The organism is Bacillus cereus group sp. MG16 (assembly GCF_040459875.1).
Lineage (GTDB): Bacteria > Bacillota > Bacilli > Bacillales > Bacillaceae_G > Bacillus_A > Bacillus_A paranthracis.
Map to the genome: position 1 here is coordinate 1,535,617 of NZ_JARVHE010000001.1, position 13,076 is coordinate 1,548,692.

Below are 13,076 nucleotides of genomic sequence, written 5' to 3' on the forward strand. Positions count from 1 at the left end.
TTACCTCCTATTTTACATAATTAGGAGGTAACGTGTTGCTTATTAATAAAAGAGATAAATACACAATGTAGAGAGGGTTTAGTGAAATGAAGTTGCATACACTTGTATCATGTTTGCATGATTTTCCAGTTGTTCCAAAAGAAAATCCAGAAATCACATCTATAGAAGCTGATTCACGTAAAGTGAAAGAAGGAAGCTTATTTGTATGTATGAAAGGATATACGGTTGATAGCCATGATTTTGCTAAGCAAGCAGCGGCACAAGGAGCGGCTGCTATTGTTGCGGAAAGACCAATTGATGTTGACGTTCCAGTTGTACTTGTGAAAAATACTTTTCGTTCGTTAGCGGTTTTAGCTGATTATTTTTATGGTCAACCAACACACAAGTTACATTTAATCGGTATTACAGGTACAAATGGAAAGACAACAACATCGCATATTATGGATGAGATTATGCGCGCACATGGTCATAAAACGGGGCTAATTGGAACGATTAATATGAAAATCGGTGATGAAACATTTGAGGTGAAAAATACAACACCAGATGCACTAACACTTCAACAGACGTTTGCAAAAATGGTTGAACACGGTGTGGATAGCACAGTAATGGAAGTTTCGTCACATGCTTTAGATCTTGGCCGTGTACACGGATGTGATTACGATGTCGCAGTGTTTACAAATTTAACACAAGATCATTTAGACTATCATAAAACGATGGAAGAATATAAACATGCAAAAGGGTTGCTATTTGCGCAACTTGGCAATAGTTATAACCATAATCGTGAAAAATACGCGGTATTGAATAACGATGATGCTGTAACAGCGGAATATATGAGAAGTACTGCAGCAACTGTTGTAACGTATGGAATTGATACAACAAGTGATGTTATGGCAAAAGATATCGTTATGACAAGTGGTGGAACTACATTTACGCTTGTAACACCGTATGAGAGTGTAAATGTTACGATGAAATTAATTGGGAAATTTAATGTATATAACGTACTAGCTGCGACAGCGGCAGGACTTGTTTCTGGTGTAAGTTTAGAAACAATCATTGATGTAATAAAGGAACTAGCTGGAGTTCCAGGACGTTTTGAAGTAGTTGATGGTGGACAAAATTATACAGTTATTGTTGATTATGCACATACACCAGATAGCTTAGAAAATGTATTAAAAACAGCAAAACAGTTTGCAAAAGGTGACGTATATTGCATCGTCGGTTGTGGCGGTGATAGAGATAGAACGAAGAGACCAATCATGGCAAGTGTTGCAACACGATATGCAACTCACGCCATTTACACTTCAGATAATCCAAGAAGTGAAGAGCCAGGAGCTATTTTAGATGATATGGTACATGGTGCAAATGGAAATAATTATGAAGTGATTATTGATAGAAAAGAAGCGATATACCATGCAATTGCTAACGCAAAAGCTGAAGATATTATCATTATTGCTGGTAAGGGTCATGAAACATATCAAATTATTGGTAAAGATGTTCATCATTTTGATGATCGTGAAATCGCTAAAGAAGCAATTACAGAGCGTTTAAACAACGAAGAGTAACAACGTGAGAGGAGGACTACATGTGCTTGAGCAAGGTTTATTAGTAACGGCTGGGGTAGCATTCTTAATTTCTGTTGCCCTTTCGCCATTGTTTATTCCATTTTTAAGAAAATTAAAGTTCGGACAGAGTATTCGTGATGAGGGACCAAAATCACATCAAAAAAAATCAGGGACACCGACAATGGGTGGTATCGTCATATACGTATCTATGATGGTAACTTCACTTATTATGGCGATTAAGTTTAATCATTTAGGTGCAGAGGTATCGTTATTACTATTAGTGACATTTGGTTACGGATTGATTGGATTTTTAGATGACTACATAAAGGTAGTTAAGAAGAGAAATCTTGGTTTAACATCAAAACAAAAATTAGTAGGTCAGCTTGTTATTGCTATTGCGTTCTTTTTAATTGGAAAAGGGCAAGCGTTCCACACATACATCATGATTCCGGGAACGGATGTTAAGTTTGAATTAGGTTGGGCGTATTTTGTACTTGTACTATTTATGCTTATTGGTGGATCAAATGCAGTTAACTTAACTGACGGTTTAGATGGTTTATTATCAGGAACAGCTGCTATTGCATTTGGAGCATTTAGTATTATTGCTGTGGCACAAGAGCAATTTGGAGTAGCGATATTCTGTATGGCAGTTGTAGGAGCTGTACTTGGATTTTTAGTATTCAATGCGAATCCAGCAAAAGTGTTTATGGGAGATACAGGTTCATTAGCTTTAGGTGGAGCCATTGCAGCTGTAGCAATTTTATTAAAACAAGAATTGCTACTTGTAATCATTGGCGGAGTATTCGTAATGGAAACTTTATCGGTTATTATTCAGGTTATTTCGTTTAAAACAACAGGAAAACGTGTCTTTAAAATGAGTCCATTACACCATCATTATGAATTATGTGGTTGGTCAGAATGGCGTGTTGTTGTGACGTTTTGGTCTGTAGGATTTTTATTAGCTGTGTTAGGAATTTATATCGGGGTGTGGATGTAATTGAAAACTGTAACTGAATTTCAAAATAAGAATATTCTTGTATTAGGCATTGCAAAAAGTGGTTATGCAGCAGCTACATTGTTACAAAAGTTAGGGGCAAATGTTATTGTAAATGACGGAAAGCCTTTAGCAGAGAATGTACTTGCTGCAGAATTACAAGCAAAAGGAATGGATGTTGTATGCGGTGGTCATCCTTTAGAATTATTAGAGAGAAATATTTCTCTTGTAGTAAAAAATCCAGGAATCCCGTATTCTAATCCAATATTAGTTGCTGCGAAAGAAAAGCAAATTCCAATTGTTACGGAAGTTGAATTAGCATATCGTATTTCAGAAGCACCATTTGTTGGGATTACGGGGTCTAACGGTAAAACGACGACGACAATGCTTACATTTGAAATGCTAAAAGAAGGACAAAAGCATCCCGTAATTGCAGGGAACATTGGAACTGTTGCGTGTGAAGTAGCACAGGATGCAAAAGAAAATGAAGTTGTAGTTACAGAGCTTTCATCGTTCCAATTGATGGGAGTAGAATTATTCCAACCTAAAATTGCTGCGTTTTTAAATTTATTTGAGGCCCACTTAGATTATCATGGGACGAAAAAAGAATATGGTTTAGCAAAAGCGAATATTTTTAAAAACCAAACAGAAAATGATTATAGTGTAATAAATGCAGATGATGCAGATGTGATGGCTTTATCTGCTTATAGTAAAGGTCAAAAAGTACTGTTCTCAACAACGAAAGAAATTGAAGATGGTGCGTGTATAAAAGATAATGCTCTTTATTTTAAAGGTGAAAAAGTTGTTGAAGTAGGCGATATCGTTTTACCTGGTCAACATAATTTAGAAAATATTTTAGCAGCGATGAGTATCTCAAAATTATTGGGTGTTTCTAATGAAGCGATTACGGCAGTTTTAAAACGTTTTACAGGTGTAAAACATCGTTTAGAATACGTAACAACTATAAACAACCGTAAGTTTTATAATGACTCAAAAGCAACGAATATGTTAGCGACAGAGAAAGCTTTATCTGCGTTTACACAACCGACTGTGTTATTAGCAGGTGGGCTGGATCGTGGAAATGAATTCGATGATTTAATTCCGTATTTCAAAAATGTTAAAGCGATTGTAACATTTGGACAAACAGCTCCAAAATTAGTAAGAGCTGCAGAAAAAGCGGGATTAGATACAATTGAAAGTGTCGATACTTTAGATGAAGCTGTAGTGAAAGCTTATGCTCATTCTACAGATGGCGATGTAATTCTTCTTTCTCCAGCATGTGCAAGCTGGGATCAATTTAAAACATTTGAAGAAAGAGGAGACATTTTTATACAAGCTGTGCATAAACTTATATAAAGTAAATCAAAACATCAGTAGGCTAACACCTACTGATGTTTTGTTACATAGGGCAAAAGTTTCTGCCTAAAGAGGTGGTGTTTATGGGTAATGAAGAAAACGCCTGATTTTATTCTCATCATCGTTACACTTGCGTTGTTAACAATCGGAATGATTATGGTTTATAGTGCGAGTGCGGTTTGGGCCTCTTATAAAATGGGGGACTCATTCTTTTTTGCAAAAAGGCAATTGCTATTCGCAGGTCTTGGTGTAGTGGCTATGTTTTTTATTATGAAAATTGATTATTGGGTGTGGCGTACGTATTCAAAAGTAATTTTGCTAGTTTGCTTCATTCTTCTTATTCTCGTTCTTATTCCTGGAGTAGGTCTTGTTCGAGGAGGAGCGCGAAGTTGGATTGGAATCGGGGCATTTTCCATTCAACCGTCCGAATTTATGAAGTTTGCGATGATTATTTTCTTAGCGAAATTTTTAGCGGAACGACAAAAATTAATTACCTCTTTTAAACGTGGTTTACTACCAGCTTTAGGTTTTGTATTTCTTGCTTTCGGAATGATTATGTTACAGCCCGACCTTGGTACAGGGACGGTAATGGTTGGGACATGTATCATTATGATATTTATCTCAGGAGCAAGAGTCTTTCACTTTGCAATGTTTGGTTTGCTTGGTGTAGCAGGATTTGTAGGGCTAATTGCATCAGCACCGTACCGGATGAAACGTATTACATCATATTTAGACCCGTGGTCAGATCCGCTTGGAAGTGGATTTCAAATTATTCAATCGTTACTCGCAATTGGACCAGGTGGATTATTCGGGCTTGGACTTGGACAAAGTAGACAAAAGTTTCTTTATTTACCTGAACCGCAAACAGACTTTATATTTGCAATCTTATCCGAGGAATTAGGTTTTATTGGTGGTTCATTTGTGTTATTATTATTTAGTCTATTATTATGGCGTGGGATTCGTATAGCTTTAGGAGCGCCAGATTTATATGGTACGTTTTTAGCAGTAGGTATTGTGGCGATGATTGCGATTCAAGTAATGATTAATGTTGGTGTTGTAACAGGATTGATGCCTGTTACGGGTATTACTTTGCCGTTTTTAAGTTATGGTGGATCAAGTTTGACATTAATGTTAATGGCAGTAGGTGTATTATTAAATATAAGTCGCCATTCTCGCTACTAAACCCTGTTTTATAAGACAGGGTTTTTCGTATGTGTACGAAGAAACAATATGTATATAGAAATAAATACGACTGTAATAAGAAAAAGAGAAGCGGAGGAGTTAGTAGTGCGTGTATTAGTAAGTGGTGGGGGCACTGGAGGTCATATTTATCCGGCTCTTGCTTTAATAAGAGAAATAAAAAAATTAAATCCGGAAGCAAGGTTTTTATATATTGGTACGGAGAATGGATTAGAGAGCACAATCGTGCCCAAAGCAGGTATACCGTTTCAATCTATTGTTATAAGTGGATTTAAGCGTAAAATATCGTTAGATAACGTGAAAACGGTGATGCGTTTTCTAAAAGGTGTACAAGATAGTAAACGATATATTCGTCGTTTCAATCCAGATATTGTAATTGGAACAGGTGGATATGTATGTGGACCTGTTGTATATGCTGCGGCAAAATTAGGTATTCCAACTATTGTACATGAACAAAATAGTGTACCTGGTGTAACGAATAAATTTTTGAGCCGCTATGTTGATAAAGTTGCAGTTTGTTTTGAAGCGGCTGCAGAACATTTTCCGCAGTCAAAAGTGGTCATGACAGGAAACCCACGAGCGTCAGAAGTAATGGATCAAAATGGAATGAAAGGAAAACGTTCAGTAGGTTTATCTCTTCCTAAAAAATCCGTGCTTATTTTTGGTGGCAGCCGTGGGGCTAGACCAATTAACGATGCTTTCGTAGAGGCAATTGAACAGTTTGGAAATAAAAGTTACGAAATATTGTATGTAACAGGTGAAGTTCATTACGACAAAGTGATGGATGCAGTGAAGCAAAAAGGGAACCCGAATAATGTTATTATTAAACCTTTCATTCATAATATGCCAGAAGTACTTACAGGTGTAGACCTTGTTGTCTCAAGAGCTGGAGCAACAACACTTGCAGAATTAACAGCGTTGGGTAAGCCAAGTGTGTTAATTCCGAGTCCTTATGTAACAAATAACCATCAGGAAAAAAATGCACGTTCTGTTGTCGATAAAGGAGCAGCAAAAATGTTGCTTGAAAAAGATTTAACAGCTGAAACACTTATTCGTGATATTGACGAGATTTTATTAGATGCACAAACATTACAAAATATGAAGCTTGCTGCTGGGCAATTAGGTATTCCAGATGCAGCAAATAAGTTGTATGAAGTAATGAATAAGCTTGTAAAAAAATAACGTTAGGTGAACGCCCTGCATACTACTGTAATAAGGATGCTTAGTATGGGGGAGATTGTTTATGGAGCAATTAGTAAATGAGCTTATAGAAGCAAATGTTGGTCGTGTGTTAGTGGATGAACCGTTAGCACGTTATACAACTATGAAAATAGGTGGACCAGCTGATATTTTAATTGTGCCAAAGCATGTTGCCGGTATTGAAAAAACGTTGCAGTTAGTAAAGAAATATAAAACAAAGTGGACTGTAATTGGTCGCGGTTCGAACCTTCTTGTATCTGATCTAGGGATAGAAGGTGTCGTTATTCGTTTAGGAGAAGGATTAGACCACTTAGAAGTCGAAAAACATAGAGTAAGAGTTGGTGGTGGGTATCCCCTGATTAAATTATCAACTTTACTTAGTCGTCAAGGGTTAGCTGGTCTGGAGTTTGCAAGTGGTATTCCAGGAAGTGTTGGCGGTGCAGTGTATATGAATGCAGGAGCACATAAATCGGATATATCAAACATATTCTCAAAAGCTCTTATTTTGTTTGAAGATGGAACAATTGACTGGTTAACGCATGAAGAAATGGAGTTTTCCTATCGTACATCTGTATTGCAAACGAAACGTCCTGGTATTGTTTTGGAAGCTGAGTTTCAATTGCAGATAGGAGAGCGTGAGGGAATTGTAAGTGTCATGCAAAAGAATAAAGATTACCGTCGTGAAACACAGCCATGGAATCATCCTTGTGCAGGAAGTGTGTTTCGGAATCCAATTCCATACTTTGCAGGAGATTTAATAGAGAAGGCGGGGCTTCGGGGTTATCAAATAGGTGGAGCTCAAATTTCTGAAATGCATGGGAACTTCATTATTAATACTGGTGGAGCTAGCGCGCAAGATGTATTATCTTTAATAGCATTAGTAAAACAAACAATCAAGGATAAATTTAGCGTAGAAATGCATACAGAAGTAGAAATCATTGGAAGATAACGGTTATTCGTTCCGCTCATTATCATTTATGTTATAATAAGAAGATAAGAACGGCATGAGGAACATGCCGTTCTTTATGTTACGTAGGGGGATCGTACATGAAAAATAGTAAAGTGATTAAACTACAGGATCGTGTACCAAAGTTAAAAAATCAACAGAAAAAAAACAAGAAAAATGTTAATCATCGGTTGATTTTATACATATCAATTTTATTTTTATTAGTTCTCTTTTTAATTTATTTTCGGTCTCCACTTAGCAATATAAAAAAGATAAGCGTGTTTGGAAATCATTATATGACAGATGAACAAGTGATGAAGGAATCAGGTGTGACATATGATACAAGTTATTTCCGAGTGACAGCACATAAAGCAGAAGAAAACTTAACGAAACGAAAAGAAATTAAAGCAGTAAATGTAAAGAAGCGTTTTCCAAATAAAATTGACGTTCATATTGAAGAATATTTAACGATTGGTTATATAAACAAAGATGGGAAATTACAACCGTTATTAGAGAACGGGAAAACACTTGATGTACTCCCGAACGGAAAACTTCCTGTTGCAGCGCCAATTTTTGAACCTTTTAAAGAGGAGAAAATGAAGGAGTTAATTGCTGAGCTTGAAAAATTAACACCAACTATTTTAAGGTCTATTTCTGAAATTCGTTATTCACCGACAAATGCGAATGAAGACCACCTTACTTTATATATGAATGAAGGGTATGAAGTGAGCGCTACGATTCAAAATTTCGCAAAACGTATGGAAGCTTATCCACTTATCTTAAAAACAATTGAGCCAGGTAAAAAGGTATTAATTGACTTAGAAGTAGGGGCGTATACGAAAGAATTAGGAGCAGAAGAAAAAAAAGAATAGAATGATAGTTTTCACTACGTTATTGTAGAAAAAAACGAAACGAATGTTCTGCTTGGTGCATAGGAATTTACAAGAATGGTTCATTTGATGAAAAATATGTAAAAATTCTTAGATTCATACTAGGATTGGTACAAGTTTCACTTTTCTATGAGTACATCTTAGTGTAGACTTATACTTGGCGGTAATCTTTACACTTGAAATAGAATTATTTCAAGATAAGCAGTTATTCACAGTTTACTGCAATATTCTTAAATGAATGTTAAATAAAAATAAGAAAAATATAGGGTTAAAAAAGGGAAACGTATAAAGACGTTGAATATTTTTCTTATAAATAGTAAAGTTGCGATTGTTGTTCCATATATTGAGTTGTATGGTATAAATAAAGAAGGAGGTGCCAAAGAATGAACAGCAATGAAATATATGTTAGTCTTGACATCGGTACATCCAATGTTAAAGTCATCATTGGTGAAATGGTTAATGACAGCTTAAACATTATTGGTGTTGGAAATGTAAAATCAAATGGTTTAAAGAAGGGATCGATAGTTGATATAGACGAGACTGTTCGATCAATTAAAAAAGCAATTGAACAAGCTGAGCGCATGGTGGGAATCCACATTGAGCAAGTTGTAGTAGGTGTCAATGCAAACCAGGTACAGCTACTTCCTTGTCACGGAGTAGTCGCTGTTTCAAATGAAGATCGTGAAATCGGGAATGAAGATGTCTTACGCGTTCTAGATGCAGCACAAGTTGTGTCAATTGCTCCAGAACGTGAGTTTATTGATGTGGTACCTCGACAGTTCATTGTAGACGGTCTTGACGAGATTAACGATCCGCGCGGGATGATCGGTGTAAGATTAGAAATGGAAGGTACACTTATTACAGGCTCGAGAACTTTACTACATAACCTACTTCGTTGTGTAGAAAAAGCAGGTCTTGAAATTGTTGATATTTGTCTTCAACCTTTAGCGGCTGCAACAGTTGCTATATCTTCAGATGAAAAAAATAGAGGAGTAGCCCTTGTTGATATGGGGGGAGGATCTACAACTTTATCTATTTTTAAAGATGGAGAGTTACAAGCGACGAGCGTATTACCATTAGGTGGAGACCATATAACGAAAGATATTGCGATTGGGTTGAAAACTTCAACAGAAAATGCAGATCAAATTAAGTTGAAATATGGACATGCTTTTTATGATACAGCGTCTGAAGAAGAGATGTTTACGGTTCCTATTATGGGAAGCGATCAAACAGAACAATATTCTCAGTTGGAATTATCGGATATAATAGAGGCTCGTGTAGAGGAAATTTTAATGTTTGTTCAAGATGAAGTGCGTAAGTTAGGGGTAAAGCAAGTAGCTTCTGGTTATGTACTAACTGGTGGAATTGCTTCTATGCCAGGTGTTCTTGATCTTGCATATGATATTTTACATGAAAATGTTCGTATAGCAACTCCTGATTATATTGGCGTGCGTGAGCCCCAATATACAAGTGGAGTAGGATTAATTAAACATTCTTATCAAAAAGCTAAGTTGCGTGGGAAAAATGTGCAGGAAAAACAAGAGCATTTTGAACCAGTACCAGCACCAGCTCCAACGCCGGTACAACAGCAACCTGCGAAACAAAAAACTCGTAATCAAAACAATAATAATCAAAATGATGACCGTATGATGTCAAAAGTAAAACGTGTATTCCGTTATTTATGGGATTAAAATTGGACACGAAAAATGAGGTTCTAGGGGGATTTCGACATGTTAGAGTTTGATACTACTCAAGATCAATTAGCGAATATAAAAGTTATCGGTGTCGGCGGTGGCGGAAACAATGCTGTAAACCGTATGATTGAACACGGTGTACAAGGTGTAGACTTTATCGCTGTGAATACTGATGCACAAGCATTAAATCTATCAAAAGCTGAAACGAAAATGCAAATTGGTGGAAAATTAACACGTGGACTTGGTGCAGGTGCAAACCCTGAAGTAGGGAAAAAAGCTGCAGAAGAAAGTAAAGAACAGATCCAAGAAGCACTTCGTGGTGCTGATATGGTATTCGTAACTGCTGGTATGGGCGGCGGAACTGGAACTGGTGCAGCTCCAGTTGTTGCTCAAGTGGCAAAAGAATTAGGTGCATTAACAGTTGGGGTTGTAACACGCCCATTTACATTTGAAGGACGTAAGCGTGCAACACAAGCGGCATCTGGTATTGCGGCATTTAAAGAAAATGTAGATACACTTATTGTAATTCCAAACGATCGCTTATTAGAGATTGTTGATAAAAACACGCCAATGTTAGAGGCATTCCGTGAAGCAGATAACGTATTACGTCAAGGTGTTCAAGGTATTTCTGATTTAATTGCAACACCAGGTTTAATTAACTTAGACTTCGCAGACGTAAAGACAATTATGTCTAATAGAGGTTCTGCTTTAATGGGTATTGGTTCTGGTAATGGAGAAAATCGTGCTGCTGAAGCTGCGAAAAAAGCGATTTCTAGTCCATTATTAGAAACATCTATTGATGGAGCTCAAGGTGTTATCATGAACATTACGGGTGGAGCTAACTTAAGCTTATATGAAGTACAAGAAGCGGCAGACATTGTAGCTTCAGCTTCAGATCCAGAAGTAAATATGATCTTCGGTTCGGTTATTAATGAAGGATTAAAAGATGATATCGTTGTAACTGTAATTGCAACTGGTTTTGATGATACAATTGCAACTCAACCACCAAAACCAATTATCCGTCCGAATGTGAATCACACGCAACAACAGCAACAGCCAGTAGCTCAACCACCAAAACAACGTGAAGTAAAACGTGAAATGAAGCGTGAAGAGCCAGTTGTACATGAGCGTCATTCAGATTCAGATGATATCGATATTCCAGCATTCTTACGTAATCGTCGTAGACGATAAAAGAAAAGGAGCATTTATGCTCCTTTTTTGTTTTATACAGGGAAAAGATCTGCCTAAGCAGGTCTTTTTTTATTTTATATATTTTAATCTATTCCGCTATTTGACGGATAGCACGATTGGTGCGTGGCGATTAAAGTTTCACTTTATATGTAAGTAAAAAGTATATAGCATTCTATGAAACATTTACTTTTATTTTTTACCGACAGATTATGTCTAGAAAGCACAAAATAACAAAAAAACACCTCCGCAAATTGACACACTTTCCTATTGGATATGCATTATACTAGTCTCAACTTAAAAAAAGAGGTGAATTGTTTGGTTGTTTACGCCGACGTTGTTTGGTTGTTAAACGCCTGCATTGATTTTCTTTTACTTTTATTAACGGCTACCGTGTTAAAAAAGAAGATCAAAAGATGGAGGCTTGTGTTAGGGGCATTGATAGGTTCAACCATTGTTATTTTTGCCTTTACTCCTTTTGCTTCTATGATGACACATCCAATTATGAAACTACTGTACTCGTTACTTATTGTGTATACAGCATTTGGGTTTACAACATTTAGAAATTATGCACAAACTGTTTTTACTTTTTACTTTGTAACCTTTATGGTTGGCGGAGGATTAATGGGCACTCATTTCTTTTTGCAAACGAATGAAATGGTAAATGGGTTGGTTCAATCTCAATCAATTTCTTACGGTGACCCAATTAGTTGGTTGTTCGTTATTTTTGGTTTTCCAGTCATTTATTATTTTTCTAAAAAGCGTATTGAAAGCGTAGAGGTTACAAAAATACACTATGATCAAATTGTGAAATTGAAAATTCAATTAGCTGAAGAGGAACTAGAACTCGCAGGTTTAATTGATAGTGGGAATCAACTTTACGACCCGTTAACGAAAACACCTGTTATGATTATGCATATTTCATCATTAGAACATTGTTTGCCAGCTTGGTTAACAGAACAAATTTATTCCAAAACACAGATTCCTCAAATACCAGAAAATGATTCTGGGTGGGCGACAAAATTACGCTTAATTCCTTTCCGAGCAGTAGGAGTAGAGAATCAATTTTTATGGGCAATTAAGCCAGAAAGTGTACAAATTTATCATGAAGGTAGTTCTATTGTCGTGAATAAAGTATTGATTGGATTAAATACACAACAGTTGTCAACCAATGGAGAGTATCAATGTATTGTGCATCCGAAAATGTTAATTTCGCAAAAAATGGTAATTGCTTAATAATGGGAGGCGGGATAATATGATGAAATTAAAATTTTATTTAGTATACCTTTGGTATAAAGTATTGTTGAAATTAGGAATTAAGACCGATGAAATTTATTACATTGGTGGAAGTGAAGCGTTACCACCGCCGTTAACGAAAGAAGAAGAGGAAGTTTTATTAAATAAATTGCCAAAAGGAGATCAGGCGGCAAGGTCGTTACTAATTGAACGTAATTTACGGCTAGTCGTATATATAGCAAGAAAGTTTGAAAATACAGGGATAAATATTGAAGATTTGATTAGCATTGGAACAATCGGGCTTATTAAAGCGGTAAATACATTTAATCCAGAAAAGAAAATAAAATTAGCAACATATGCCTCACGTTGTATCGAAAATGAAATCTTAATGCATTTACGCCGCAATAATAAAAATCGTTCAGAAGTTTCTTTTGATGAACCACTTAACATCGATTGGGACGGGAATGAACTTTTATTATCAGATGTATTAGGGACAGACGATGATATTATTACAAAAGATTTAGAAGCTACTGTTGATCGTCATCTTCTAATGAAAGCATTACATCAATTGAATGATCGTGAAAAACAAATTATGGAACTTCGGTTTGGGCTCGCTGGAGGAGAGGAAAAGACGCAAAAAGATGTAGCGGATATGCTTGGGATTTCACAGTCATACATTTCGCGTTTGGAAAAAAGAATCATAAAAAGGTTACGAAAAGAATTTAATAAAATGGTGTAAAGAATAAGACCAGCCGTTATGTAGGCTGGTCTTATTCTCTTTCGTTGTATGAGGAGAGACAACGAAAATGA

General features: G+C 36.2%; 11 protein-coding genes. All 11 read left to right on the forward strand.

What is annotated here, in order from left to right; all coding sequences use genetic code 11:
• Positions 1–86: 86 nt before the first annotated feature.
• Positions 87–1,562, forward strand: a complete 1,476-nt coding sequence (gene murE, locus QCI73_RS08125) for a UDP-N-acetylmuramoyl-L-alanyl-D-glutamate--2,6-diaminopimelate ligase (RefSeq protein ID WP_000766300.1) — start codon at positions 87–89, stop codon at positions 1,560–1,562.
• A gap of 22 nt (positions 1,563–1,584) precedes the next feature.
• Positions 1,585–2,559: a phospho-N-acetylmuramoyl-pentapeptide-transferase gene (mraY, locus tag QCI73_RS08130; RefSeq protein ID WP_000893058.1), complete on the forward strand. Its 975-nt coding sequence runs from the start codon at positions 1,585–1,587 to the stop codon at positions 2,557–2,559.
• A complete protein-coding gene (gene murD, locus QCI73_RS08135; protein ID WP_000860124.1) occupies positions 2,560–3,912 on the forward strand; it encodes a UDP-N-acetylmuramoyl-L-alanine--D-glutamate ligase in 1,353 nt (450 codons plus the stop codon). It abuts the gene before it with no gap.
• A gap of 90 nt (positions 3,913–4,002) precedes the next feature.
• Complete coding sequence (gene spoVE / locus QCI73_RS08140; protein WP_000753510.1) at positions 4,003–5,094, forward strand: stage V sporulation protein E; 1,092 nt, start codon at positions 4,003–4,005, stop codon at positions 5,092–5,094.
• Positions 5,095–5,199: 105 nt separating this feature from the next.
• Positions 5,200–6,294: an undecaprenyldiphospho-muramoylpentapeptide beta-N-acetylglucosaminyltransferase gene (gene murG / locus QCI73_RS08145; RefSeq protein WP_001265415.1), complete on the forward strand. Its 1,095-nt coding sequence runs from the start codon at positions 5,200–5,202 to the stop codon at positions 6,292–6,294.
• 61 nt (positions 6,295–6,355) lie between these two features.
• Positions 6,356–7,261: a UDP-N-acetylmuramate dehydrogenase gene (gene murB, locus QCI73_RS08150; RefSeq protein WP_048550540.1), complete on the forward strand. Its 906-nt coding sequence runs from the start codon at positions 6,356–6,358 to the stop codon at positions 7,259–7,261.
• A 98-nt stretch (positions 7,262–7,359) separates the two neighbouring features.
• A complete protein-coding gene (gene divIB / locus QCI73_RS08155; RefSeq protein ID WP_327922582.1) occupies positions 7,360–8,130 on the forward strand; it encodes a cell division protein DivIB in 771 nt (256 codons plus the stop codon).
• 401 nt (positions 8,131–8,531) lie between these two features.
• On the forward strand, positions 8,532–9,839 hold the full coding sequence (ftsA, locus tag QCI73_RS08160) for a cell division protein FtsA (protein WP_001087553.1): 1,308 nt from the start codon (positions 8,532–8,534) through the stop codon (positions 9,837–9,839).
• Positions 9,840–9,878: 39 nt separating this feature from the next.
• Positions 9,879–11,033 carry a cell division protein FtsZ gene (gene ftsZ, locus QCI73_RS08165; protein ID WP_000888991.1) on the forward strand — a complete coding sequence of 385 codons (1,155 nt, stop codon included), beginning with the start codon at positions 9,879–9,881 and terminating at the stop codon, positions 11,031–11,033.
• A gap of 315 nt (positions 11,034–11,348) precedes the next feature.
• Positions 11,349–12,266 carry a sigma-E processing peptidase SpoIIGA gene (gene spoIIGA, locus QCI73_RS08170; protein ID WP_000261994.1) on the forward strand — a complete coding sequence of 306 codons (918 nt, stop codon included), beginning with the start codon at positions 11,349–11,351 and terminating at the stop codon, positions 12,264–12,266.
• Positions 12,267–12,285: 19 nt separating this feature from the next.
• A complete protein-coding gene (gene sigE / locus QCI73_RS08175) occupies positions 12,286–13,005 on the forward strand; it encodes an RNA polymerase sporulation sigma factor SigE (RefSeq protein WP_000976948.1) in 720 nt (239 codons plus the stop codon).
• Positions 13,006–13,076: the final 71 nt, after the last annotated feature.